This is a genomic window from Mesorhizobium denitrificans, from assembly GCF_003403035.1.
In the GTDB taxonomy this organism is placed as follows: domain Bacteria; phylum Pseudomonadota; class Alphaproteobacteria; order Rhizobiales; family Rhizobiaceae; genus Mesorhizobium_G; species Mesorhizobium_G denitrificans.
On record NZ_QURN01000001.1, the window covers coordinates 480,277 to 506,351 of the forward strand.

Consider the following 26,075-nt stretch of genomic DNA (forward strand, 5'->3'; position numbering starts at 1 on the left):
GATGTTGAAATCAGCGCGGGCAGCAATCCTCGCGGCATCGACTGCAGCCATGCTTGTTACCTCGCCTTGCTGGCAGGCAGCGGACGCTTTGGCGGCATCCACCCGCGTAACGGCCACGACCGCAAGCCAGCGCGTCAAGCTTGGTCTTAACAAGTCGATCGTCATCGACCTGCCGTCCGATGCCTATGACATTCTGGTCGCAAATCCGGTAGTTGCCGATGCCGTAACCCGCACATCGCGCCGCATCTATCTCTTCGGCAAGGCTGTCGGTGAAACCAATATCTTCGTATTCGGTGCGAATGGCGAGCAGATCGCCAGCCTCGATCTCCAGATCGAGCGCGATGTTGCCGGCCTCGAATCCTACATCAAGAAAATTCTGCCGACCTCGGACGTCAAGGTCGAGCTTCTGAACGACAACGTGATCCTGACCGGCACGGTCGATACACCTCTCGACGCGAAGCGTGCAGCCGATCTGGCAAATATCTTCGTAACCGGCGGTGAGGCAACCACCGGGCAATATTCGCAGACCGCTTCCGCTCCAACGGATGGCGGCGGTGTTTCCATCAGCAATCCGGACGAGGTGCGCCAAAAATCGCAGATCGTGAACCTTCTCCAGATCATTGGCGAAGATCAGGTCATGCTGAAGGTGACTGTCGCTGAAGTCAGCCGCAACGTCATGAAGCAGCTCGGGGTTAACCTGTTCGCCCAGGACGAAGGTTCCAACGGCATCACCTTCCAATCGGCCAGCCAAAATATCTACGGTCTCGGCAAGTCACTTATCGGAGCCGGAAGCCCCTCTATTGCGTTGGCCAAGACGGGTGTCACCGCGCTGAGCGCCTCGCTTAGTGCGATGGAGCAGGCCGGTGTTATGAAAACGCTTGCCGAGCCAACTCTTTCCGCCGTTTCCGGCGAGCAGGCAACGTTCAAGGTCGGCGGCGAATTCAACCTCGTTACCGGCTACACGGAAAACCGTTCGAACGACAACATGTCCGGCAATCCCACATGGGCGCTCCAGAAGATCGAGTACGGCATTGGATTGGAATTCAAGCCGGTCGTTCTGTCGGCCGGCCGCATAAGCCTGAAGGTCCGCACCAGCGTTTCCGAGCCGACGAATGAAGGTGCGGTCGCATTGGGCGGGCAGACGAACATCATATCCATCCGCAAGCGCCTTGCGGATACAACGGTCGAGTTGCCTTCCGGCGGCACTATGATGATTGCTGGTCTGGTCCGAGATGATGTCCGTCAGGTTCTTAATGGTCTGCCCGGCGCGTCCAAGATTCCGGTGCTCGGCACGATGTTCCGCAGCCGTGATTTTGTCCGCAACGAAACCGAGCTGGTGATCCTGGTTACGCCGTATCTGACCAAGCCGACCGCGCGATCCGATCAGGCTTTGCCGACCGACAATTTCAACCCCGCCGGCGAACTCGATGCCATGTTCATGGGCAAAGTGAACCGCATCTACGGAAACACCAAAACAGCGATGCCTGCCGGTCAATACAACGGCACTGTCGGCTACATTTATAAGTGATTTGAGGGGACCATCATGCTTCGCTCTTCTTTGCGGATCGTCACTATAGCGGCCCCACTGGCCATGCTTGCGCTTGCCGGCTGTGCGGACCGCGTCAAAACCGGCGCCATCCCCGATGATTATCGGACCAACCACCCGATCATGATTTCGGAGCAGGAATCCGCGATCGACCTTCCCGTCGGTTCGACCGATCGCGGCGCCACAAAGGCGCAGGTGGAAACGCTCGAAGGTTTTCTGGCCAATTATGACAAGCACGCCGCGCCCGCATTGACGATCATGCGTCCCGTTGGTGCGATGAACGACCTCGCCGCTTCGCGCGCTGCGCGTGATTTCGTGCGTGTCGCAAAGGCAAACGGCGTGCCGGCCGGCCGCATCAGCGTCACCACCTATCAGGCTGGTGCGCCAGACGCTTCCGCGCCCGTCCGCGTGTCCTTCATGGGCGTTAAGGCGCACACCAATGAGTGCGGTGTCTGGCCGGAAGACCTCACCCGCAACAAAGACAACACACATTATGCAAACTTCGGCTGCGCCTATCAGAACAACATTGCAGCGCAGATTTCCAACCCGAACGATCTGCTTGGACCACGCAAACAGACCACGATCGACGCGGAAAATCGGGCCGTCGTTATCGAGGATTATCGCGTGAATTCGCGATCATTCATACCAACTATCAACTATTAATAACTTAATAGAGATACTCTGCACGTATTGGTAGAGGGCAGGGGACGCTGACATGAGCAACCTGGCATATGAGGATCACGGCGGAGAGGATGATGGCGATGCGGCAGCGCTTCGCTCGGTTCGTCCCGTTCCGCGAATTTCGATTCAGTCATTTTGTGAGACGGAAGCCGTTGCCAGCGCGGTAGAACGGGCGGGACAGGACCGCCGCATGCTCAAGACGCACCTTAAGGTGCACATGGGCGGCCTGTCGACGGCGCTGGAATTTTACCAGACCGCACCCACGCCGAATCTCATCATTCTGGAATCGCGCAACGAACCCAAGGATTTGATGGGCTCGTTGCAGCAGCTTTCCGAATATTGCGATCCTGCAACCAAGGTTATCGTCGTCGGCCACTATAATGATGTCGGCCTATACCGTGACCTGATGCGCGCCGGTATTTCCGAATACATGGTTGCTCCGGTCACAATGACGGACATCATCAATGTCATTGCCGGCATCTTTATCGACCCCGAAGCCGCTCCGATGGGCAACTCCATCGCATTTGTCGGCGCAAAGGGTGGCGTTGGATCATCAACTATCGCGCACAATATCGCGTGGAGCATTTCCACGCTTTTCAAGTCCGAAGTCGTTGTCGCGGATCTCGATCTGGCTTTCGGCACGGCAAACATCAATTTCGATCAGGATCCACCGCAGGGCATGGCCGAAGCCGTGTTCGCGCCGGATCGTGTCGACGAGGTGTATCTGGACCGCTTGCTTACCCAATGCGCTGAGCATCTGTCATTGCTGGCTGCGCCGTCCACGCTCGACCGCACATATGATTTCGACAGCGATGCCTTCAGCCAGATCATCGACACCGCACAGCGCAGCGCGCCGGTGCTTATTCTCGATCTGCCACATGTGTGGACGGGTTGGGCGCGGCAAATCCTGACACGCGCTGATGAAGTGGTCATCACCGCAACGCCGGAACTTGCCAATCTGCGCAACGCCAAGACCATGATCGATATGTTGAAGAAGCTTCGGCCAAACGATGCGCCGCCGAAGCTGATCCTCAATCAGGTGGGCATGCCGAAGCGTCCGGAAATTTCGCCGAAAGAGTTTGCCGATCCTTTGGGCATCGATCCATTGGCAGTCATCCCATTCGATCCCCAGCTTTTCGGCAAGGCCGGCAATAGCGGTCGCATGATTGGCGAGACGGATGCCAAAAGCCCGATAACGCAGCAGCTTTCCGAAATCGCCCGCATCCTGACGGGTCGCGGCGAAATCAAGGCGCGCAAGTCACGGTCGTTCGGCGGGTTGCTGGGACGATTGAAGCGGAAGAAATAGTTGGATGTTGGTGGAGATATACCCCTCATCCGCCTGCCAGTACCTTCTCTCAAATGGGGAGAAGGGGGCAATGGCGATGCTGGGTTCAATCACCAACGTTGCAATGTTTGTGAGGCGTTGACGTTTCTGCCTTCTCCCTTGCGGAAGAAGGTGCCGGTAGGCGGATGAGGGGTTATTTCTTGTCCGCTCGCTCAATGTACAAAAGTGGTGTGTAGGAAGTTATGTTCGGTAGAAGAGGTAATGAGGAGCCGAGGGTAACTGGCGCGAAGCCGCCTGTTCCTCCTGCCCCGCCCGCGCGTCAACCGGCTGGTGATACGGCTGTGCTGACTGCACCGCGTCCCGCTGCTCGCCCGGCTCCTGAACCCGTTCGTGCGCCCGAGCCGCCAAAGCCGGTTGCCGCTCGCGAGCGCAGCGAAGCCTATTACGACACCAAGAGTCAGGTCTTTTCGGCGCTCATCGACACCATCGATCTTTCGCAGCTTGCCAAGCTCGAACCAGAAAATGCGCGCGAAGAAATCCGCGACATCGTCAACGACATCATCGCCATCAAGAATTTCGCGATGTCTATTGCCGAGCAGGAAGAGCTGCTCGACGACATCTGCAACGACGTGCTTGGCTATGGTCCGCTGGAGCCGCTTCTGGCGCGCGATGACATTGCCGATATCATGGTCAATGGCGCGAAGCAGATTTATATCGAGGTCAACGGTAAGGTCGAGCAAACGGGCATTCGCTTCCGCGACAACCAGCAGCTTCTGAACGTCTGCCAGCGCATCGTGAGCCAGGTTGGCCGTCGTGTTGATGAATCTTCGCCAATCTGCGACGCGCGCTTGCCAGATGGCTCGCGTGTCAACGTTATCGCGCCTCCGCTCGCCATCGATGGCGCCGCACTCACCATTCGTAAGTTCAAGAAGGACAAGCTCACGCTTGACCAGCTCGTGCGCTTCGGGGCCATCTCGCCCGAAGGCGCGGAAATCCTGAAGATCATTGGCCGGGTGCGCTGCAACGTTATTATCTCCGGTGGTACGGGTTCGGGCAAGACCACATTGCTCAATTGTCTGACCAACTATGTTGACCGCGACGAGCGCGTCATCACCTGCGAGGACTCCGCCGAATTGCAGCTCCAGCAGCCCCATGTCGTGCGGCTTGAAACGCGTCCACCGAACCTCGAAGGCGAAGGTCAGGTTACGATGCGCGATCTCGTAAAGAACTGCCTGCGTATGCGTCCTGAACGGATCATCGTGGGCGAGGTCCGCGGACCCGAAGTGTTCGACTTGCTGCAGGCCATGAATACGGGCCACGATGGCTCGATGGGCACGATCCACTCCAACAGCCCGCGCGAATGCCTGAACCGTATGGAATCCATGATCGCGATGGGTGGTTTTTCCCTGCCGCAGAAGACCGTGCGCGAAATCATCGTCGGTTCGGTGGATGTCATCATTCAGGCTGCGCGTCTGCGCGATGGTTCACGCCGCATCACGCACATCACCGAGGTGATCGGCATGGAAGGCGACGTCATTATCACGCAGGATGTCGTCCTCTACAACATCACGGGCGAAGATCAGAACGGCAGGCTCGTCGGTCGGCATGTTTCGACAGGCATTGGCCGCCCGCAGTTCTGGGAGCGCGCTCGCTATTTCAATGAAGAGCAGCGCCTCGCCAATTCACTCGAATCCATGGAGGTCCAGAGGGACTGAGTTTTGCGTGAGGATGGGTATCTGGCGCTGCGGCCGAGTAGATTAGAGTACAGTACAGTAGAGTAGGAAAGCGTTCGTGTTCGGTTTCGATCTTACTTTCATAGGCATTCTCGTGCTTTCGGCAATTTCCGCCGGGGCCTTGGCCTATGCGATCCTTTTCAACACTGTGCGCGAAGAGAAGGTCCAGCAGCGGCGTTTCGAAAATGTGAAACGGGCTGAGGACGACCGTTCTGCTGCCAAAATCGTTCGCGACCGTCAGGCAGATGTGAGCAAGCGCCGCAAGGCGGTGCAGGAAACGCTGAAAGATCTTGAGGACAGGAACAAGGCTCGCGAGCGCAACACCATGCGCCCGCCGTTGAAGATCCAGATCAAGCAGGCTGGCCTGGAAACCTCAATGGAACGCTTCTACATCTATTCCGCAATTTCCTGCGTGATGCTGACATTCGGCGCATATTTCATCAACATGCCCTATTATCTGCTTCCGGCGGTGGCTTTGGTTGGTGCGCTTGGTCTGCCTCGCTTTGTCATTTCTTTCCTTCGCAAGCGCCGCATCAAGCATTTCCTCGAAGAGTTTCCGAATGCGCTCGACATTATCGTCCGCGCGGTCAAATCCGGTCTGCCCTTGAACGATGGCGTGCGCCTCATTGCAACGGAAGCGCGAGAACCCGTGAAGGGCGAATTTCGGCGCATCGTCGAGGCTCAGCAGATTGGGATTTCCATTCCCGAAGCGTCCATGCGCATGACGGAAACGATGCCTTGCGCGGAAGCCGGATTTTTCGGCATCGTGATTCAGATTCAGTCGCAAGCAGGTGGTAATCTCTCCGAGGCGCTTGGCAATCTTTCGCGCGTGCTGCGTGACCGTAAAAAGATGAAGGCCAAAGTGGCCGCGCTTTCGATGGAAGCAAAAGCTTCCGCTGTCATCATCGGCGCTTTGCCGATCGTCGTTGCGTTTCTCGTATACCTTACCAGCCCCACTTACATCATGCCGCTCTTCACCACCTCGACCGGCAATCTGATGCTCGGCATTGGTGGGTTCTGGATGGGCATCGGCATTTTCATCATGCGGCAAATGATGAACTTCGAGGTATGAGCCATGACTAGTTACGTATTCTCGACGCTCACCGACGGCTCGTTTCTCGTTTCGTTGTTTGTCGCTATCGCGGTCTTCGCTTCGCTGCTTTCCGTTTTTCCAAGCTTCGGCGGCAATACACTTGCATCGCGGATGAAAACCGTAGCTCTTGAGCGCGAAGAACTTCGCAACCGGCAGCGCAGCAAATTAGCGGAAGCCGAAGGCCGTCGTCGTGGTTTGCGCATCGAAGAATCGAAAGGCATGCGATCAATCGTTGATCGGCTCGATCTGCGCCGCGCACTTGCCGATGAAAACACGCTTGCCAAGCTGAAAATCGCCGGCTTTCGCGGCAATGATCCGCTGAACCGCTTCCTGTTTTTCCGCCTTGTGCTGCCATTCCTTTTCTTCGGCGGTGCGCTTTTCTACGTCTATGGCCTTGGCGAATTTGCCGAGCAGGCGGCTCCGATCCGTTTCTTCATCTGCGTCCTTGCCGCCTATGCTGGCTTTTACGCGCCGATCCTTTACGTCAATAACCGGGCTAACAAGCGCAAGGGTTCAATTCAGCGCGCCTGGCCGGATGCGCTCGACCTCATGCTGATCTGCGTGGAATCGGGTATGTCGGTCGAAGCCGCTTTGAAAAAGGTGTCGGAAGAAATCGGTTCCCAGTCCATCGATCTTGCCGAAGAACTTGTATTGACGACTGCCGAACTTTCATTCCTGCAGGAGCGTCGCCAGGCCTACGATAACCTGTCCTCCCGCACGGGCGTCGAAGCCGTCAAGTCGGTCGCGCAAGCTCTGATCCAAGCCGAGCGCTATGGTACTCCTGTTGCGCATGCCTTGCGTGTGCTTGCTCAGGAAAGCCGTGAAGCGCGTCTTACCGCCGCCGAAAAGAAGGCTGCCGCACTTCCGCCGAAGCTCACCGTTCCGATGATCCTGTTTTTCCTGCCAGTGCTGTTCCTGATCATTCTCGGACCTGCCGGTATGCAGATCAGTGCGCAGGGCGGCTTCTCCGGCATGATGAACAGCGCGCCTCGCTAAGCACGCTTTTACGGGCGTAAAACATGAAAAGCTCGCGCAAAGCGCGAGCTTTTATGACCGTATTTTTCCGAAAACCGCGCGTTTTGCGCTTAAAAGACCCGTTCGTTTGCGCGGTTTTTGCGCTCAGTTCGTGTTTTTGTCCTGCGCCTTGAGCTGGCCCCAGGCATTTTGCTGCGACAACATGCTGCGAAGATAAGCGACATTCGCCTTCGCTTGTTCAGGCGAAATATCCTGCCCGGCAATCTGTTCGGCCTCTCCGAACCGGCCCTGCAATCCGACCACCAGCGCCAGATTCTGCCGCACCCTGCTATCCGCACCCGGCTGCGAAACCGCTGTTTTCAAATAGCTTTCAGCGGTCTTCAAATTGCCTTCCAGAACGTAGGACATACCGAGATTTGAAAGTACGCTCGGCTCGTTCGGCTGGATGTCCAGCGCCTTGCGATAAAGCTCTCTTGCCAGCTCGCGATCGCCCAGCTGGTCCACAATCGATGCCTCTGCCGACATCAATCGCCAATCCGGATATTCCGGCGTTTGCGCTCTGCGAACTGCGTCCAATGCCGGCTCGAGTTGACCGTCGGAAGCCAGCGCTTTCCCATATGCCGCAAGGACTTCACGGTCTTTCGGATGCTCAATTGCGAGCTTGCGAACGACCGCCAAAGCCTGATCGCTATTGCCGTTCGCCTGCAATGCACTGGCATAACCCAATGCCGTGCCTTTGTCGGTCGGGTTCTTGGAATAAGCGTTTCCGAGCGTCGTCGCATCGCCCGTTGCAATTGCTGTTTGCGTGCCGGAACCATCGCGATTGATTGATCCGGTTGTCATCTTGCTGTTGGCACATGCTGAAACACTGGCCGCCAGCGCTATTGCCGCAGCAACCTTGATCATGCGTTTCCCGGTTGCCTTCCCAGCCCTATTGGTCCACATCGCCACCATGTCCCTCACTCCACAGCGGCTTCGTTGGCCGCGCTATCACGAAGAAATATTCTGTTAACCCTAACGGATGGTTAATTACCGCCGGAACTTGTTAAGGAATGACCATGCAGCTTGAGTTTCTGGACGCTGGAAAAACTGCGCGAACGGTCCACCTCGTTACCGTCGATGGGCTGGCGGAAAGTGGCGCTGGAGCGCAGGCGCTGGCTTGGGCAAAGGCCAATGGGTATACGGGCAAAGCCGGTAAATTGCTGGCTTTTCCTGATGCAACTGGCGCCGTGGCGGGCGCTTTTTTCGGCCAGTCCGATGAACTCGGCACAACGCTCAAGCTGGCTTCGCTGACACGCGATTTGCCGGAAGGCGATTGGGCCGTTTCAGGTTCGCTGGCCGATCCCACATTCGCTGCTTTGGCATTGAAACTCGGCGCATATGACTTTGTCCGCTATCGCAAAGAAACCGATCGCACGCTGCGTTTCGTTGCGCCTGAAGGTGCCGACATGGCGCGCGCCGGTCGCATTGCGGATGGCGTTTTTCTCGCCCGCGATCTCATCAACACCCCGACCAATGATATGGGGCCTGACCAGCTCGAAGATGCGGTCCGCCAGTTGGCCAAGCAGCATGGCGCCGAAGTCTCGGTTACTTCGGGCGATGCCTTGCTCAAGGAAAGACTTTTCATGATCCACGCGGTTGGCCGCGCATCGGCGCATGCGCCGCGACTGATCGACATGCGCTGGGGACCGGCGAATGCGCCGCTGGTAACGCTGGTCGGCAAAGGCGTTTGCTTCGATACTGGTGGCCTGGACATCAAGCCAGCCAGCGGAATGCTGCTGATGAAAAAGGATATGGGCGGCGCTGCAAATGTGCTCGGCCTGGCCTCAATGATCATGGCTGCAAAGCTGAAATTGCGCTTGCGGGTACTGATTCCGGCGGTCGAAAACTCTATTTCGGCCAATGCATTTCGCCCCGGCGATGTGCTGCAAAGCCGCAAGGGCATCACGGTCGAGATCGGCAATACGGATGCGGAAGGCCGTCTGATTCTTGGCGATGCACTCGCCGTTGCGGATGAGGAAGCGCCTTCGCTTTTGATCGATATGGCAACGTTGACCGGCGCCGCGCGTGTCGCGCTCGGCCCGGATTTGCCCCCTTATTATACGGATGATGACGCGTTTGCGGCTGAGCTGGAAGCAGCCTCCGCGAAGGTCGCCGATCCGCTTTGGCGTATGCCGCTTTGGCAGGCCTATCGCCCCAAACTGGACTCGAAAATCGCTGACACGAACAATGTGACGACCGATGGATTTGCAGGCTCGATCACTGCCGCACTGTTCTTGCAGCGCTTTGTCGAAAAGGCCGCGAGCTGGTCGCATTTCGATATTTTCGGCTGGAATCCGACTGCGAAACCTTGGTCGCCGGTGGGTGGCGAGGCGCAATGTATTCGCGCGCTGGAGCAACTGCTGACCACACGCTTCGGCGCATAAAATCTGAAACGGATGCGAAACGATTGTTGCATATCCTGCAAGTATGTCGATTGTTCTGCGTCCGATACAAGCGTTGCGCCTCTGGGAGCGGGTGGCATTGGCAGAGGTCCACGACGATGGACCTGACCTCAGCACGCGCCAGATTGCCATTCTGCTTTGCATCTATCTGGAGCGGCCACCGCACACGGTTCGCGGGCTGGCTGCAAGATTGGGCGTGACCAAGCCTGTCATATCGCGCGCGCTGGATACGATGGGCGCGCTCAAACTGGTGCATCGGCATCGGGACGAAAACGACCGCCGCAACGTGCTTGTCGGACGCACGGTAGAGGGCGCACTTTATGTCGAGCGCTTTGGTGATACGATCATCGCCAAGGCAAGGGAGCTTCCGCTTTGACGCATTTCGACAAACGCCTTCATGCGATCCGTGACGATCTTGCAGATGCGCGGCTGAAGAGCGAAGTCGCTGCTCCACGCTATGTCCAAGGTCGCCGCGCGTTCGTTCGCGCGCCCGTTGTCGATCTCAAGCGCAAGCCGTCCGAAAGCGCCGGGATCGACACGCAATTGATATATGGCGCGCCGGTTCTGCTGTTTGATGAGGCCGAAGGTTGGGCCTGGGTGCAAGCCGAGCAGGATGGTTATGTTGGCTATGTCGATGCCGGTGCGCTTGCTGAAGCGCAGGAGCATCCGACGCATCGTGTAGTGGTTCCGCGCACATTCATCTATCCCGGTGCCGATCTGCGCTTTCCAAGAGCCAGCGTGCTTTCAATGGGATCGGTAGTTGCGATTTCCGGCGAAGCTGAAACCCGCGGCACGCGGTATGCACTGACGGCCGATGGCAACGCGCTGATTGCCGCGCATCTTCAGCCGATTGATGCCGAGGCGGACGACTATGTTTCCATCGCGCAGCTTTTTCTGAACACGCCTTATCTCTGGGGCGGCACGACCGGCTTCGGCATTGATTGTTCCGGGCTGGTGCAGACATCAATGATGATGGCTGGCCGGAAGGTGCTTCGCGATACGGACATGCAGGAAGCGACGATCGGCGAAGAAATCAATCCGGAAAATGGACTGCGCCGCGGCGATCTCGTTTTCTGGAAGGGCCACGTCGCGATCATGGTCGATCCCGAACTGATGATACACGCAAACGGCCACACCATGCTGGTGTCGTTGGAACTGCTGGCCGATGCGATAGAGCGCATCGGCTATCTCTACGGACATCCCAACCGCTACAGACGGCCTTAGTGTTGCTTAGCGTCGGTGGCGCGAGGGGTTTGCAAATTGCGATAACTCGTGCTGCTCCTCACCCTTGCTCACTCCCCGTAAGCAGGGAGATGGAGAATTGAGAAGTTCACGCGATACTCAAAACTCGCAAGCCCACCGACCTCAATATCCCGCAGCGCGGTCCACAAGGTTTAGCAAAGGCTTGCCTTCGTCGGCCGCCCGCATCTGCTCCAGCATGGGGCGGACAAGGTGCGCGGGATTGGATGTAGCGGCGGCATGGGGTGTGATGAAAACTTTCGGGTTGCCCCAGATCGGGCTGGTCTTCGGCAGGGGTTCCTGCTCGAAAACATCAAGGCTGGCTTCTTTCAGCGTGCCATCTTCAAGCGCGCGAAGAATGTCGGCGTCCTTGTGCAGCTTGCCACGTCCCGCGCTGATCAGCACGGCTCCGCCAAGGCCATTGCGGCGGCGCAGCTCGCGCAGAAGTTCGTAATTGATGATGCCGCGCGTCTGGTCAGTGAGTGGCAGCAGCACGACAAGAATGTCTGTCGAGTTCAGGAATGGGATCAGGCCGCTCTCGCCGTGATAGGCATTGACACCCGAGACTTTGCGCTCGGTGCGGCTCCAGCCGTTGACGTGAAAACCAAGCGAGGTGAGCGCCTTCGCGGCAGCGCTTCCCAATGCACCAATGCCCATAATGCCGACCGAAATATCCTGTGCGGTGCGCTGCGCGCGCTCGTTCCAAACCTTCCGAGCCTGTTGCGCGCGGTAGGCCAAGCCCTGGCGATGGTGATCCATAACGCGCCAGACAATGTATTCTACCATGTGTTGCGTAAGGTTCGGATCGATCACACGAACGATCGGCACATCGGGCAGGGTGCGATCCGCGAGAATGTGATCGACGCCTGCGCCGATTGAGAAAATGGCCTTCAGGTTGGGCAAGCGCGCCAGAACATTAGGCTTCTGCTTCCAGACAACCGCATAACGGATCGACGGGTCATTTGACCCATCCGGCTCCAGAACGACCTCACGGTCTTGCGCCAGCAATTCCTGCCAGCGATGCGGGTTAAAGCCAGTTACAGAAAGAAGAATGCGATCCATGCAGATTCCATACGCATGGCTCGCTGTAATCGCAACTACTGACTGACGACGCCTTCCTTCGCGGTTTCCATATGGAAAGCGGCAGAGATAAGGGCGCGCGTATAATCCGTTTCGGGATTCTCGAAAATCTGGCGCGAGGGGCCGTGCTCAACCACCTTGCCATTGCGCATGACGATGACGTCATTGGCCAGGGCGCGAACCACTTTCAGATCGTGGCTGATGAACAGGTAAGCCAGATTGTGCTTTTCCTGAAGGCGGCGCAGCAGGTCCACCACCTGCGCCTGAACGCTCATATCCAGCGCCGAGGTCGGCTCATCCAGCATGACAAAACGCGGGTTCAGCACCATGGCGCGCGCAATGGCGATGCGCTGGCGCTGGCCGCCGGAGAATTCGTGTGGATAGCGAAAGCGCGTGCTCGGATCGAGCCCGACTTCGTTCAGAACATCGACGACATGTTGGTCGCGCTCGTCGATGGTGAGCTTGGGCTCGTGGATTTTCAGACCTTCCTCGATGATTTCAGCCACCGACATGCGCGGGCTGAGCGAGCCGAACGGATCTTGAAAAACGATCTGCAATTCGCGCCGCAGCGGGCGCATTTGCGAATAGCTGAGCTGGTCGATCTCCTGACCGGCAAAATCGATGCGACCCTTTGACGAAATCATGCGGGCAAGGGCAAGGCCGAGTGTGGTTTTGCCGGAGCCGGATTCGCCGACGACGCCGAGCGTTTGCCCCGCGCGGACCTGAACATCGATGCCATCGACTGCTTTCACATAGTCGACAACGCGGCGGAAAAATCCCTGCCTGATGGGAAACCAGACCTTGATGTCATCACCGGACATGACGGTTTCAGCCTTGGGGTCCGGCACTGGCGGTCTGCCCTTGGGCTCTGCGGCGAGCAGCTTTTTTGTGTAAGGATGCTGCGGATTAGCGAAAATTTCAGCGGTCGGGCCATGCTCGACGATGCGGCCTTGGGTCATGACGCAAACGCGGTCCGCAATCTTGCGAACGATGCCGAGGTCATGCGTGATGAAGAGCATGGACATGCCCTTTTCCTGCTTGAGCTTGGCGAGCAGTTCGAGAATTTGCGCCTGCACGGTGACGTCTAGAGCGGTGGTTGGCTCGTCCGCGATCAGCAATTTGGGCTCGTTGGCGAGCGCCATCGCAATCATGACGCGCTGGCGCTGGCCGCCCGACAATTGGTGCGGATAGGCGTCCAGGCGCTTTTCAGGGTCGCGAATGCCGACTTCCTTGAAGAGTTCGAGCGTGCGCGTTTGCGCTGCCTTGTCGCCCATGCCCTTGTGCAGCTTGAGCACCTCCATCACTTGATGCGAGATCGTGTGAAGGGGGTTCAGCGAGGTCATCGGTTCCTGAAAAATGATGGTGATGTCGTTGCCGCGCACGCCGCGCAACTGCTGCTCACTGCATTGCAGAAGGTCTTTGCCTTCAAACACGATAGAGCCATTCGGGTGGCTGGCGGGCGGGTAGGGCAGGAGCTTGAGGATGGACAGTGCCGATACGGATTTGCCCGAACCGGATTCGCCCACCAGCGCGAGCGTTTCGCCCTTGGCGATGTCGAACGAGATGTGATCGACGGCAGTGATGGTGCGCCCGCCCTGCGTGAACGTGACCGACAGATCTTTGACGGAAAGCAGCGGCTCGCTCATTTGAACGTCTTTCGCGGATCGAAGGCGTCGCGCGTCGCCTCGCCGATGAAGATGAGCAGCGACAGCATGACAGCCATGACGGCGAAGCCGGTGAGGCCGAGCCACGGAGCGTTCAGATTGCCCTGACCCTGCTTGAGCAATTCGCCCAGCGAGGCCGAGCCGGGCGGCAGGCCAAAGCCGAGATAATCCAGTGAGGTGAGCGTCGTGATGGACGAGTTCAAAATGAATGGCAGGAAGGTGAGCGTTGCCACCATTGCGTTGGGCAAAAGATGGCGGACGATGATGGTGGCATTTGGCACCCCGAGCGCGCGGGCTGCGTTCACATATTCAAAATTGCGCGCGCGCAGAAACTCGGCGCGCACCACGCCAACGAATGCGACCCACGAAAACAGCAACATGATGCCAAGCAGGATGAAGAAGCCGGGCGGCAGGATCGCCGCAATAATCATGAGCAGGTACAGCATCGGCATGGCCGACCATATCTCGATGAAGCGCTGGAAGATCAGGTCGGTCCAGCCGCCGAAATAGCCCTGCACAGCGCCAGCGGATACGCCGATGACGGCGGAGCCGATGGTGAGAAGCAGGCCGAACAGCACCGAAATGCGGAAGCCGTAAATGACGCGGGCGAGCACATCGCGCGTCTGGTCGTCCGTGCCCAGCCAGTTCCAGTTGCCGAGCGTGCAGTTCGCATCGTTGACGCCTTGCGGATAGCGCTGGCAGCGCTCCTCCTTGGTGTACATCCAAGACGGCTTGGCGGGTGCTGCCTGCGGAATCTCATTGTTGGGCGTGCGGTAGGAATAGCGGATTGGCGGCCAGATCATCCAGCCATTCGAGTTGATCTCGTCCTGAATGACAGGATCGCGATAATCCGTGATGGCGAGGAAGCCGCCGAATTTTTCTTCAGGGTAGTCCACCACTGTCGGGAACAGGATTTCGCCTTTGTACGAGGCCAGCACCGGACGGTCATTGGCGATGAATTCAGCAAACATCGACAGGATGAACAGGACGAGGAAAATCCAGAGCGACCAGTAGCCGCGACGGTTTGCCTTGAAATTCGCCCAGCGGCGCTGGTTCAGCGGTGAGACGAGTGGCCGCTTGGTGGGCTTGGCGATGGCGTCTGCGACAGTCATCAGACATCCCTCCGCTCGAAGTCGATGCGGGGGTCGATCCAGGTGTAGACCATGTCGGACAACAGGTTCACGAGCAGACCCATCAGGGAAAAGATGTAGAGCGTTGCGAACACGACCGGATAGTCGCGGTTCAGCACGGACTGCCAGCCGAGCAGGCCGAGGCCATCCAGCGAGAAGATGTTTTCGATGAGCAGCGAGCCGCTGAAAAAGGCCGAGATGAACGCGCCGGGAAAGCCTGCGATGACGATCAACATGGCGTTGCGGAAAACGTGACCGTAAAGCACGCGCTGCTCGGAAAGGCCCTTGGCGCGGGCGGTGACGACATATTGCTTGCGAATTTCCTCGAGGAAGGAATTTTTCGTCAGCAGGGTCGTGACGGCGAACGCCGACAGCACCAACGCGGCCAGCGGCAAGGTGATGTGCCAGAGATAATCGAGGACTTTCCCGCCGAGCGAGAGTTGGTCGAAATTATCCGAGGTCAGGCCCTGCAACGGAAACCAATCGAAGAATGAGCCGCCCGCAAAAAGCACCATCAGCAGAATGCCGAACAGGAAGCCGGGAATTGCGTAAGCGACAATGACGATGGCGCTGGTCCAGATGTCGAAGCGCGAGCCGTCTTTCACGGCTTTTCGAATGCCGAGCGGGATGGAAATGAGATTGGACAGAATGGTGATCCAAAGGCCGATGGTGATCGACACCGGCATTTTCTCAAGGATCAGGTCCAGCACGGAAATATCGCGGAAATAGCTCTCGCCGAAGTCGAAGCGGGCATAGTCCCAAAGCATTTTGCCGAAGCGTTCCAGCGGCGGTTTGTCGAAGCCGAATTGCTTTTCCAGCTTGGCGATGAATTCCGGGTCCAGCCCCTGCGCGCCGCGATATTTCGAGCTTTCGCCTCCCGCGTCGAAATTGCCGCCGGCACCGGCGTCTGCACCGCCGCCGGAGAGGCGGTCATCACCGCCCTGACCGCTGATACGTGCAATGACCTGCTCGACCGGGCCGCCGGGCGCAAACTGAATGACGGCGAAGGAAATAGCCATGATGCCGAAAATGGTCGGAATCATCAGCAGCAGGCGGCGGAGAACATAGGCTGCCATCAGCTTACGTCCGAGTTTCGCTTATGGCCGAAAGGTATCGCGTTTTGTGTTCAAGCTTTCCCAATCGCCTTTGCCTTTGCCTCATCGAACCACCACAGCGTTTCGACCGGAAAGCCATAATCGGGCTTTGGCTCCTTGAAGCCGAACATATCCCAATAGGCAGCGCGGTGATTCGCCAGATAGTATGTTGGAATCCAGTCGAGCCGCGCGCGCAAGACCCGGTCGAGCGCATTCAGCGCCGTGACAAGCTCTTCGCGGCTTTTTGCCTGACCGGCCTTGTCGATGAGAGCGTCCACGGCAGGGCTCTCCGTACCCGGATAGTTGCGCGTGCCGGGACGCTTGGCTGCGCGGGAATGATAGAGAGATTGAAGCGAGTCGAATGTGGGCGTCGCGCCGATATTGACCGCGAGCATGTTCACGTCGAAATCGAATTCGCTCTGGCGCGATTCATACTGCGTGGCGTCCACAAGGCGGATGGAGGCATCGACGCCGATGGCCTTGAGGTTTTCGACCCAAGGCGAATAGAGCCGCACAATGCCATCATCATTCGCGAGAAATTCGGCCGCCAGCCGCCCTCCCTTGTCGTTGACGACGAAGTTGCCCTGCCGTTTCCAGCCAGCTTCGGCCAGCAATTTCGCTGCCTGGCTGAGCAGCTTGCGGTCGCGACCGGAACCATCCGATACGGGTTGCATGATTGCCTCGCCGAACACTTCCGGCGGAAGGTCTGCGCGCAAGGGTTCGAGCAGCGCTAACTCAGCAGGCGATGGCATGCCCTGCGCCTTGAAATCGGATCGCTCGAAGGTTGATTGCGAGCGGTCATAGGAGCCGAAGAACAGCGCGCGTTTCGACCATTCGAAATCGAAACACAGCGAAATTGCGCGGCGCACCCGGACGTCCCGGAATTGCACGCGGCGCTGGTTCAGCGCGACGGCCTGCATTTGCGGCCATGCCTCACCCGGAAACTCGCGTTTGATGACGCGGCCATCCTTTATGGCGGGGAAATCATAGCCGGTTGCCCAAACGCGCGATGTAAATTCCTCCCGGCAGGTCGTGTCGCCCTTCTTGAAGGCTTCAAACGCGGCCTGACGCTCGGAATAAAAGTCGATGCGGATGCGGTCGAAATTGCACAAGCCCTTGCGAACGGGCAGATCGCGACCCCAATAGTCCTCGACGCGCTCAAGAACGATGCTGCGCCCCGCCATGACCTTGCCGAGCCTATAGGGACCGGAGCCGAGCGGCGGTGTGAGCGACGAAGCCTCGAAATCATTGACCGTATAAAAGGCCTTGGACACAATAGGCATGACGACGATGGACAGGATGTTCTGCGCCGACTGGTTGCCGTTGAACACAAGCTTGAGCGTTGCCGGATCAACCGCAGTGGCTTCGGTCAAGTCGCGCAACGGTAGCGCCAGATCGGGGTGGCCCTTGTCTTTGAAGAGGTTGTAGCTGAAGGCTGCATCGTCGGCAGTTAGCGGCGTTCCGTCTTGCCATCGCGCCTGCGGCCGCAGCTTGAAGGTGAAAATATTTCGGTCGTCCGAGACAGTTACGGTTTCGGCCAGAAGGCCATAAACTGCATCGGGTTCGTCCAGCGCGCGCTCCATAAGCGTGTCGAAGCAGAGTTCCGTGCGCGGCGGAGACTCGCCCTTAAGTGTAAGCGAATTCAAAGTGTTGAAGGTGAATGGCGTCTGATTGAAAGTCCAGTTTGGCGGCTGGAAATTCATCTGCCCGCCTTTGGGCGCCTCCGCGTTCACATAATCGAAATGGGTGAAATCCGGCGCGTATTTGAGCTCGCCGAATGCGGACAGTCCGTGAACCGGGACGTTTGACGGCGTGGCTGCGAAAAGCCGATGGGGCAACAGAGGTGCGGCGGCGGCAGCGCCGGTTACTGCGAGGAAGCCGCGGCGCGAAAGGCGATCCATCAATTGATGCTCTTATATTTCGCTGCGAGCGCCTTTTCTTTTTGCGGGTCGATCCACCACGAATCGAGGTCTGGACCGATATATTCCGGCTGCTTCTCCGGCATCCCGAATTTGTTCCAGTAGGCGACCCAGCGCTCTGCCTTGTTATATTGAGGAATGACATAGTAGTTCCACAACAGAACCCGGTCCAGCGCATGGGTGGAAGCCAGCAGATCGTCACGATCCTTGGCGAAAATAACGCGATCAACCAGCGCATCGACAACGGGGTCCTTGATGCCGGAGAGGTTGCGAGAACCCGGTGTATCCGCCGCCTTTGACGACCAGAAATCGCGCTGCTCATTGCCCGGAGATTCGGACTGCGCAAGCACCGTGCTGACCATGTCGAAATCGAAATTGTTTTCGCGATTGATGTACTGGCTGGGGTCCACGATGCGCAGCGATGCGTTGATGCCGATCTTCTTGAGCGAGTTAATATAAGGCAGAGAGATGATCTCATCGGTGGAATCATTGCCGAGAATTTCGACCTTGAACTGCTCGCCGGTCTGTTCGTTGATCATCTTGCCGCCTTTGATCGTCCAGCCAGCCTGACCGAACAGCTTTACTGCGGCTTGAAGATTGGCGCGCTCCGCCTTGGGTGAATCATAGACAGGCAGGTCGTAAGCAGTGGTGAAAAGCTCCGGCGGCAGCTTGTCACGAAACGGCTCCAGAATCGCCAATTCCTTGCCCTCTGGTATGCCGCTCGACGCAAGGTCGCCACCAACGAAGAAGCTCTTCGTCCGCACATAGGAATTGAAGAAGGAAGTCCGGTTTAGGGTCTCGAAATCGAACGCGATTGTGAGCGCCTTGCGCACTCGCGGGTCCTTGAACTGCGGCCTGCGCGTGTTGATGACGAAGCCCTGAAACTTGGCGCGCGAGGCGCTTGGGAAAGCTTTCTTGATGACGTCGCCGGCCTGAAGGGCAGGGAAGTTATAGGCGGTGGCCCAACGGCGCGAAATATTTTCCTCGTGGAAGTCTTCCAGCCCGCCCTTGGTGAAAGCCTGCCAGGCGGCGTTGGTGTCGAGGAAATAGGTATAACGGCGGCGGTCAAAATTTTCGCGCCCGACTTTGACGGCGAGCTTTGCGCCCCAATAATCCGGCACACGCTCCCAGATGATCTCCGAGCCGGTTTTGAAGCTGGAAATCTTGTATGCCGCAGAACCGAGTGGAGGCTCGAGCGTCGGCTGGGTGATGTCGCGCTTGTTGCCTTTGGCGTCCGTACCTTCCCACCAATGTTTCGGCAACACGACAAGGTCGCCCATGATCTTGGGCAATTCGCGATTGCCCTTCTGGTCGAAGCGGAATTCCACCTCGCGATCATTCAGCGCCACGGCGTCGGTGACGTTCTCATAATAGCGGGCGTACATGGGGCTGTTTTCTTTCAGCACCTTGAACGACCAGATAACGTCATCGACCGTGATCGGTTGGCCATCATGCCAGCGCGCCGCTGGATTCAGCCGGTAGGTGGCCGACGAATAATCGTCCGGATATTTATAGGCATCCGCAATCAGCGCATGGCTGACGCTCGGTTCATCCACGGACTGCTCCATGAGCGTGTCGTACAGAAGTCCACCGCCGAACGGCGCCAGACCAGCGGCGGGACTGCCGCGCACGATATACGGATTGAAGCTGTCGAAAGTGCCGGGAACCGTCTGATTGAGTTGGCCGCCTTTGGGCGCGTCGGGGTTCACATAATCATAGCGCTGGAAGTTGGCGCCATATTTTGAATCGCCCATAAGTGAGGAACTTGTCTGCCAGTCTTGAGCGGAAGCGACCTGTGCGAGCGAGACGAGCATGACCATTGTGGCCAAAGCTTTGAAGCGGCTCTGCATGTCGATTCCTTTCATCAACGGCGTTTCCTTGTTTTGAGTGACCGGGGATTTGCCCGCAAGTGCAGCAGAAACAAAAAAGCCGGGCTGAACCCGGCTTTTTCGTGATGTCTGGATGAAATCTTCGTTAGTTTGCCGGTTCGGCAGGCTTTGCAGGCTCAGCCGGAGCTGCCGGCGCATCACCAGCCGGAGCTGCCGGCGCAGCAGCAGGAGCCTCACCAGCCGGTGCTGCGGGCGCAGCAGCAGGAGCCTCACCTGCTGCAGGCTGTGCAGCCGGTTGTTCGCCAGCAGGGGCAGCAGCCGGAGCCGCTGCAGCAGCATCAGGCAACGGAGCCGGATTGTCTGACAGCGTGCGCAGATAAGCGATCAGGTCGGCGCGCTCCTGCGTTTTCTTGACGCCGGCGAAGCCCATTGCGGTGCCCTTCACCAGACCCTTCGGGCTGGTGAGGAAGTGGTCGAGATTTTCATAGGTCCACTTTTCCGTGCTGCCCTTGGAGAAATCCTTGATGGCGGCGGAATAGGAGAAGCCTTCATGCGAGGCGATCGGGCGATTTACGATGTCCCACAGATTCGGGCCGGTCTTGTTTGCGCCGCCCTTTTCAACTGTGTGGCAGGCCATGCACTTCTTATGAATAGCTTCGCCGTCCTGAATATTCGCGCTGGCGAGCAGCGGCAGAACTGATTCGACAGCAGCAGCGCCGCCGCCTTCGCCGCCCGCACCAGCGGTGTCTTCAGCGGCTTCGATGCCGAAACCCGGCTTTTCCGGCGCTGGCGAAGCAAAAATTGCGTCCGACAGAATGCCTAGCGTTAGGACGACGAACACCGTAGCGAGCACCGCCCCGATGATCTTGTTAAATTCGAAAGAGTTCATCCGCCCTAGGCTCCCTTTGCGGCCGGTCCATTCACTTGCTTCAGGACCGCGTAGTGGTGCAAAAATTCCACCGCCACGCTGCATCCCCGGCAGATGGCGATCATTTTCCGTCTAGGTCTTTTGACTGGGTGTTGCAACACCTATAAGGGCGCATCCAGTGAGACTTTTTGACACTTTCCTTCGAAGGCCGCGTTGCCATGTCCACCCTGATACTCATTCCGGCCCGCATGGCTTCAACGCGCCTGCCCGGCAAGCCGCTCGCAGATATTGCGGGAAAGCCCATGATTGTTCATGTCGCGCAACGGGCGGCTGAAAGCGGCCTGGGCCGCGTCGTCGTTGCGACGGACACCGAGTCTGTAGCGGATGCAGTGCGTTCGCATGGCTTTGAAGCTGTGATGACGCGAAGCGACCACGAATCAGGTTCCGACCGCATTTTCGAGGCTCTGGGCACGGTTGACCCGCGCGGCGAGGTCGAAACGGTGGTGAATGTGCAGGGCGACCTGCCTACCATCGATCCCGCTACGATTCAGGCAGCTTTTCGCCCGTTTGAGGATAAGACGGTCGATATTGCCACGCTCGGCGTGGAAATTGCGGAAGAAAATGAGCGCAACAACCCGAATGTGGTGAAGATTGTCGGTTCGCCGCTGTCTGAAACGCGTCTGCGCGCGCTGTATTTTACGCGGGCGACCGCGCCGTGGGGCGATGGACCGCTCTATCACCATATCGGGCTCTATGCCTATCGTCGCGCCGCGCTGGAGCGCTTTGTCGCGCTGAAGCCATCAGTGCTTGAACGGCGCGAAAGGTTGGAGCAATTGCGTGCGCTGGAGGCTTCCATGCGCATAGATGCTGAAATTATCCAGACTGTGCCGCTGGGGGTCGATACGCCTCAAGACCTTGAGCGCGCACGAGAAATTTTGTCGAGAGCCTGAACATGAACGCTGCAAAGACAAATCGCATTTCCTTTCAGGGCGAACCGGGTGCAAACTCGGACACAGCCTGCCGAAACATGTTTCCAGACATGCAGCCCTTGCCGTGCCCGACATTCGAAGATGCGTTCAACGCGGTGGAGACAGGCAAGGCCGATCTGGCGATGATCCCGATCGAGAACACGATTGCGGGGCGCGTCGCGGACATTCACCATCTGCTGCCGGAATCCAAGCTGCACATTATCGGCGAATATTTTCTGCCTATCCATTTTCAGTTGATGGTGCTGCCCGGCGTGGATCGCAAGGACATCAAGACGGTTCACAGCCACATTCACGCACTTGGCCAATGCCGCAAATATATTCGCAAGAACGGCTGGAAGGCTGTAGTCGCGGGCGATACGGCAGGCGCGGCAAAGCTGGTGGGTGAAGTTGGCGACAGGACCATGGCGGCGCTTTCGCCGCGGCTGGCGGCAGAGCTTTACGGACTTGATATCATTGAAGAAAATGTCGAAGATACGGACTCGAACGTCACGCGCTTCGTTGTTTTGACCAAGAACAAGTTCTGGGTGGAGCGGCCAACGCCCGACACCCGAATGATGACCACCTTTATGTTTCGCGTGCGCAACGTTCCTGCGGCGCTCTACAAGGCGATGGGCGGTTTTGCGACGAATGGCGTGAACATGACCAAGCTGGAGAGCTATCAGCTCGGCGCGTTTACCGCGACGCTGTTTTACGCAGACATTGAAGGGCATCCAGATGATACCAGCGTCAAGAACGCGCTGGAAGAACTGCGCTTCTTCTCACGCGAAGTGCGGATACTCGGCGTCTATCCTGCGAGCGAATCCCGAGACGAATGGAAGGTCGCCGACTAGTCGGACTCGACCCATGTGCGGATGAGATGGTGGGCGATTGCACCCTTGGGTGGCATGAAAATGCCGTCCGGATGCTGCTTTTCAAGCGCCAACCGGACCGCGCCGCGCGTGAACCAGCGGCAGTCTTCCAACTCCGAAAGGTCGGCGTTGATGTCTTCATTCAAGGCTTCGCCAAAACATCCGATCATCAGCGAATAGGGGAAGGGCCAAGGCTGGCTGGCGAAATATTGCACGCGGCCTAGCTGGATGCCGCTTTCTTCCAGCGTTTCGCGGCGCACAGCATCTTCAATGGTTTCGCCGGGTTCGATGAAGCCCGCGAGTGCGGAATACATGCCCGGTGAAAAATGCCGCCCACGACCGAGCAGGCAATGGTCTTGCGTGACGGTCAGCATGATCGCTACAGGGTCCGTGCGCGGAAAATGCTCCGCGCCGCATTTCGTGCAAACGCGCTTGTAGCCGCCGGCGCGTATTTCCGTTGGCGAGCCGCAACGCGCGCAAAATCTGTGATTCTGGCTCCAGGCGAGCAGAGCCGCGCCCTGAGCGAGCGCGCCGAGCGGCTCGGGTTCGAGAAGCCCTTGCACATTGATGGAACGGAAATCGATGGCCTTGATGTTGTCGGTCAGGGTTTCCGGATCGATGGTGCTGGGCACGGCCAGAACCGGACCGCGCGCATCGCGACCGAGCAGGATGGACGCTTCAATGTCGCCGCCAAGCGCGGAAGCTTCTGCGGGCGAAAACCACGGATCGAAGCTGCTGCCGTCGAGTTTCAGGCACAGCCGCCCGCTGGTGACGACAAGAGCGCGGACGGATGGATCGCGCAGTGCAAGCGCCACGGAATCGTCTGTACGCTCTTCCGACTGCCGCCAGATGCGGTTTCCGGCAAAGCCCATCGCCGCGCTGGGCTCTGGGAAGGGAGCATCGAAAATTCGGAAGGCCATAGGGGAAACCGGCGAGCTGATTCTTGGAAGGAATGCCAACGTAATCGGCTTTAGCCCCGCGCGACAATCCGAAAGTTACAGGCCGAAAGTTACAGGCCGAAAGTTACAGGCCGAAAGTAACTGGCCGAAAGTTACAGCGCTTTCTTCAGCCGTTCCTTGAACTGATGCATTTCGGTGCGCTCATAGGGTTCGCGCTGTCCATAACCCCAGACGGGCCCGGGCCAGCCCGGATCGCCCTCGTTGCGGGCTACGACATGAATGTGCAATTGCCGCACGATGTTGCCGAGCGCGGCCACATTTATCTTGGTGCAGCCCGTGACCTGTTTCAGCCCCTGCGCGACCAGATTTGTCTCAAAGGTCAGCATGGCCTGATCCAGCGGGGTTAGTTCATGCAATTCTTCAATGTCTGAGCGCTGCGGCACAAGCACGATCCACGGCCAGCGGCGGTCGTTCATCAGGCGCATTTCGCACAAGCCGAGCCAAAGCAACGGCTCGCTGTCGGCATCAAGCCGACGATCCAGCTCGAACCCCTTCTGCATGACCGCTGCCAACAGATTTCCTCCCATTTTTCTGCACGCTATGGCTTGGCTGGCTCAACAGCAAGATGGGGTGCGCAATCATTTGAGAATTGCGCAATAGTCGGGCCTTGCATTTGAGTGCGCAATTGACGATATGGAGCGTGGGAGGTTGGTGGTGGACGAGCCACTCGCCAACCGGGTCAGGTCCGGAAGGAAGCAGCCCTAACGAGCCACGGCACGGGTCATCGTGCCAGCCTCCCGCCTCATTTCTCTCATGCGTCGAAGTTGACTGTCCCGCACTCGACGGGCGAAACTCGCATGAAGTGAGAAATGGAATCGGCAGCCTGTCGCTGCGAAAGGAATGAATTTGCGGCGCGTTCGGGAAAATTACGGCGCATGAGCGACGAAGCCGATCATGGGCCCGATAATAAGGAAGCCGCGCAGCAGGGCGGATACCGCGTGCTCGCGCGCAAATACCGGCCAAGGGATTTTACGGGACTGATCGGTCAGGAACCGATGGTCCGCACGCTGACAAACGCCTTCGCAACGGGGCGCATCGCGCAAGCCTGGATGCTGACCGGCGTTCGCGGCGTGGGTAAAACGACGACCGCGCGCATTCTGGCGCGTGCGCTGAACTACAAGACCGCCGAGGTTGATGCACCTTCGGTGGATATGCCCATTGAGGGCGAGAATTGCCGCGCAATCATGGAAGGTCGCCATGTCGATGTGATCGAGATGGACGCCGCCTCGCACACCGGCATCGACGATATTCGCGACATCATAGATCGCGTGCGCTATGCGCCCGTTTCGGCGCGCTACAAGGTCTATATCATCGACGAAGTGCATATGCTCTCGACGCAGGCCTTCAACGGCCTGCTCAAGACGTTGGAAGAGCCGCCGCCGCACGTCAAATTCATCTTCGCGACGACCGAGATTCGTAAGGTGCCGATTACTGTGCTTTCGCGCTGTCAGCGTTTCGATCTGCGGCGTATCGATGCTGCGCTGATTACCGATCATCTGGGCCGGATTGCCGGGCTGGAAAATGTCCAGATCGAGGATGAAGCGCTTGCGATGGTTGCGCGCGCGGCTGAAGGCTCGATGCGCGACGCACAGTCGATTCTGGATCAGGCGATTGCGCATGGCGCGGGAACGGTTACGGCGCAGGCCGTGCGCGATATGCTTGGACTGGCCGACCGCGCGCGAGTGGTGGACCTGTTTGAAGTCCTGATGAAGGGCGATGTTGCGGCGGGTTTGGCCGGTTTTCGCGCACAATATGATACCGGCGCCGACCCGGTGGCGATCCTCACCGACCTTGCGGAATTCACGCATCTGGTGACGCGGCTGCGCTTCGTGCCGTCTGCCGTCGAGGACGCTTCGCTGACGGAAACGGAGCGCAAGCGGGGCGCGGAGTTTGCGGAAACACTTTCCGTGCGCGTGCTATCGCGTGCGTGGCAGATGCTTTTGAAAGCGATTTCGGAGGTTCAGGCCAGCAATCGACCGGCGATGGCGGCTGAAATGGCGCTGATCAGGCTCGCCCACGCGGCGGATTTACCAACGCTGGACGAGGCTCTGAAATCTCTGGAAGGGCAGGAAGGCGGCTCTGTAGCGCCGCGCGCGCCTGCTTCCAACGGTGGTCGCGCCACGCCAAATGGCAACGGCACGTCTGCAATATCCGGCACGAGCATGACGCCTTCTGGCGGCGGGGGTGCGCAGACAATGCGCCTCGTCCAGCCGCAGGCAGAGCCTGCTTTCCAGCCTGCACCGGCAATGGAGCCGGAGGTCGCGGAAGTGCCGGTTCGTTCGCTGGCCGACATTGTCGGTCTGGCCGACAGCAATCGCGACATGAAGCTCAAGGTCGCGATCAAGCGCTATGTTCGGCCTGTCAGGCTGGAGCCGGGCAGGCTGGTGATTGCGCTCGCCGATGGCGCGGAGCGCGACCTGCCGAACGAGCTTTCCAGAAAGCTGAAAGCGTGGACTGGCCGAACCTGGATGGTTTCGCTGTCTCAGGAAGCTGGCGGCCAGACCTTGGCCGAAGAAGAAACGGCCAAGCGCGAAACAGCCTTTATGGATGCCCGCAGCGACCCTGCGGTTGCGGCGATACTCTCCCGTTTTCCCGGTGCGCGGATAATCGATGTTCGCATTCCCGATGCGCCGGAAGTCGAGACTGTTGAAGATATTGAGCCGTCGTCCGATGACGACGAGGCTCTTTGAGAAGCGAAG

The 26,075-nt window shown here is 58.3% G+C and carries 22 protein-coding genes and 1 other RNA gene; 13 read left to right on the forward strand and 10 right to left on the reverse strand.

What is annotated here, in order from left to right; all coding sequences use genetic code 11:
• Position 1 precedes the first annotated feature (1 nt).
• From DY251_RS02260 to DY251_RS02285, 6 genes are all read left to right on the forward strand, one after another.
• Complete coding sequence (locus tag DY251_RS02260) at positions 2 to 1,528, forward strand: type II and III secretion system protein family protein (protein ID WP_425373270.1); 1,527 nt, start codon at positions 2 to 4, stop codon at positions 1,526 to 1,528.
• Between the two features lie 15 nt (positions 1,529 to 1,543).
• Positions 1,544 to 2,209 carry a CpaD family pilus assembly protein gene (locus DY251_RS02265; protein WP_116622192.1) on the forward strand — a complete coding sequence of 222 codons (666 nt, stop codon included), beginning with the start codon at positions 1,544 to 1,546 and terminating at the stop codon, positions 2,207 to 2,209.
• A gap of 52 nt (positions 2,210 to 2,261) precedes the next feature.
• Entirely contained in the window at positions 2,262 to 3,533 is a 1,272-nt protein-coding gene (locus DY251_RS02270) for a CpaE/TadZ family protein (protein WP_116622193.1), read from the forward strand.
• A gap of 221 nt (positions 3,534 to 3,754) precedes the next feature.
• Complete coding sequence (locus tag DY251_RS02275) at positions 3,755 to 5,227, forward strand: TadA family conjugal transfer-associated ATPase (RefSeq protein WP_116622194.1); 1,473 nt, start codon at positions 3,755 to 3,757, stop codon at positions 5,225 to 5,227.
• Positions 5,228 to 5,303: 76 nt separating this feature from the next.
• Positions 5,304 to 6,317 (forward strand): type II secretion system F family protein, encoded by a 1,014-nt coding sequence (locus DY251_RS02280; protein WP_116622195.1) that lies wholly within the window; start codon positions 5,304 to 5,306, stop codon positions 6,315 to 6,317.
• Between the two features lie 3 nt (positions 6,318 to 6,320).
• On the forward strand, positions 6,321 to 7,334 hold the full coding sequence (locus tag DY251_RS02285) for a type II secretion system F family protein (RefSeq protein WP_116622196.1): 1,014 nt from the start codon (positions 6,321 to 6,323) through the stop codon (positions 7,332 to 7,334).
• A gap of 123 nt (positions 7,335 to 7,457) precedes the next feature.
• Here the strand turns inward: DY251_RS02285 and DY251_RS02290 are convergent, their stop codons facing one another.
• Positions 7,458 to 8,258, reverse strand: a complete 801-nt coding sequence (locus DY251_RS02290) for a tetratricopeptide repeat protein (RefSeq protein ID WP_116622307.1) — start codon at positions 8,256 to 8,258, stop codon at positions 7,458 to 7,460.
• Between the two features lie 113 nt (positions 8,259 to 8,371).
• On the opposite strand from DY251_RS02290, the gene DY251_RS02295 reads away from it, so the two are divergent.
• Genes DY251_RS02295 through DY251_RS02305 form a run of 3 tightly spaced genes read left to right on the forward strand, consistent with a single transcriptional unit; the run spans position 8,372 to position 10,981 of the window.
• Positions 8,372 to 9,739 carry a leucyl aminopeptidase family protein gene (locus DY251_RS02295; protein WP_116622197.1) on the forward strand — a complete coding sequence of 456 codons (1,368 nt, stop codon included), beginning with the start codon at positions 8,372 to 8,374 and terminating at the stop codon, positions 9,737 to 9,739.
• Between the two features lie 43 nt (positions 9,740 to 9,782).
• The gene (locus DY251_RS02300; RefSeq protein ID WP_116622198.1) at positions 9,783 to 10,133 is read left to right on the forward strand and encodes a MarR family winged helix-turn-helix transcriptional regulator; all 351 of its coding nucleotides are present in this window, start codon (positions 9,783 to 9,785) and stop codon (positions 10,131 to 10,133) included.
• Positions 10,130 to 10,981, forward strand: a complete 852-nt coding sequence (locus DY251_RS02305; RefSeq protein ID WP_116622199.1) for a C40 family peptidase — start codon at positions 10,130 to 10,132, stop codon at positions 10,979 to 10,981. The genes DY251_RS02300 and DY251_RS02305 overlap by 4 nt, the downstream gene beginning before the upstream one ends.
• A 141-nt stretch (positions 10,982 to 11,122) precedes the next feature.
• On the opposite strand, the gene DY251_RS02310 is transcribed toward DY251_RS02305, so the two are convergent.
• The 7 genes from DY251_RS02310 to DY251_RS02340 all read right to left on the reverse strand — a co-directional run bounded on the left by DY251_RS02310 (position 11,123) and on the right by DY251_RS02340 (position 20,601).
• Positions 11,123 to 12,058, reverse strand: coding sequence for a 2-hydroxyacid dehydrogenase (locus tag DY251_RS02310; protein ID WP_425373264.1), 936 nt, complete (start codon positions 12,056 to 12,058; stop codon positions 11,123 to 11,125).
• Positions 12,059 to 12,093: 35 nt separating this feature from the next.
• Entirely contained in the window at positions 12,094 to 13,722 is a 1,629-nt protein-coding gene (locus DY251_RS02315) for an ABC transporter ATP-binding protein (protein WP_116622201.1), read from the reverse strand.
• Positions 13,719 to 14,852, reverse strand: coding sequence for an ABC transporter permease (locus tag DY251_RS02320; RefSeq protein WP_116622202.1), 1,134 nt, complete (start codon positions 14,850 to 14,852; stop codon positions 13,719 to 13,721). The genes DY251_RS02315 and DY251_RS02320 overlap by 4 nt, the downstream gene beginning before the upstream one ends.
• Positions 14,852 to 15,946, reverse strand: coding sequence for a microcin C ABC transporter permease YejB (locus DY251_RS02325; RefSeq protein WP_116622203.1), 1,095 nt, complete (start codon positions 15,944 to 15,946; stop codon positions 14,852 to 14,854). The genes DY251_RS02320 and DY251_RS02325 overlap by 1 nt, the downstream gene beginning before the upstream one ends.
• A 50-nt stretch (positions 15,947 to 15,996) precedes the next feature.
• A complete protein-coding gene (locus DY251_RS02330) occupies positions 15,997 to 17,865 on the reverse strand; it encodes an extracellular solute-binding protein (RefSeq protein ID WP_116622204.1) in 1,869 nt (622 codons plus the stop codon).
• A complete protein-coding gene (locus DY251_RS02335) occupies positions 17,865 to 19,703 on the reverse strand; it encodes an extracellular solute-binding protein (RefSeq protein WP_425373271.1) in 1,839 nt (612 codons plus the stop codon). The genes DY251_RS02330 and DY251_RS02335 overlap by 1 nt, the downstream gene beginning before the upstream one ends.
• 154 nt (positions 19,704 to 19,857) lie before the next feature.
• Positions 19,858 to 20,601, reverse strand: coding sequence for a c-type cytochrome (locus tag DY251_RS02340; protein WP_116622205.1), 744 nt, complete (start codon positions 20,599 to 20,601; stop codon positions 19,858 to 19,860).
• Between the two features lie 197 nt (positions 20,602 to 20,798).
• On the opposite strand from DY251_RS02340, the gene DY251_RS02345 reads away from it, so the two are divergent.
• Both DY251_RS02345 and DY251_RS02350 read left to right on the forward strand, forming a co-directional pair.
• Positions 20,799 to 21,530 (forward strand): 3-deoxy-manno-octulosonate cytidylyltransferase, encoded by a 732-nt coding sequence (locus DY251_RS02345; RefSeq protein ID WP_116622206.1) that lies wholly within the window; start codon positions 20,799 to 20,801, stop codon positions 21,528 to 21,530.
• Positions 21,531 to 21,532: 2 nt separating this feature from the next.
• Complete coding sequence (locus DY251_RS02350) at positions 21,533 to 22,399, forward strand: prephenate dehydratase (protein WP_116622207.1); 867 nt, start codon at positions 21,533 to 21,535, stop codon at positions 22,397 to 22,399.
• Here the strand turns inward: DY251_RS02350 and nudC are convergent.
• Both nudC and DY251_RS02360 read right to left on the reverse strand, forming a co-directional pair.
• Entirely contained in the window at positions 22,396 to 23,337 is a 942-nt protein-coding gene (gene nudC / locus DY251_RS02355; protein WP_116622208.1) for an NAD(+) diphosphatase, read from the reverse strand. The two genes, DY251_RS02350 and nudC, sit on opposite strands and share 4 nt — an antisense overlap.
• Before the next feature lie 131 nt (positions 23,338 to 23,468).
• Entirely contained in the window at positions 23,469 to 23,876 is a 408-nt protein-coding gene (locus tag DY251_RS02360) for an HIT domain-containing protein (RefSeq protein WP_425373272.1), read from the reverse strand.
• A 143-nt stretch (positions 23,877 to 24,019) separates the two neighbouring features.
• Here DY251_RS02360 and ffs point away from each other — a divergent pair.
• Together ffs and DY251_RS02370 are read left to right on the forward strand one after the other, a co-directional pair.
• Positions 24,020 to 24,117, forward strand: an RNA gene (gene ffs / locus DY251_RS02365) — signal recognition particle sRNA small type.
• Positions 24,118 to 24,251: 134 nt separating this feature from the next.
• Complete coding sequence (locus DY251_RS02370; RefSeq protein ID WP_116622210.1) at positions 24,252 to 26,066, forward strand: DNA polymerase III subunit gamma/tau; 1,815 nt, start codon at positions 24,252 to 24,254, stop codon at positions 26,064 to 26,066.
• Positions 26,067 to 26,075 lie beyond the last annotated feature (9 nt).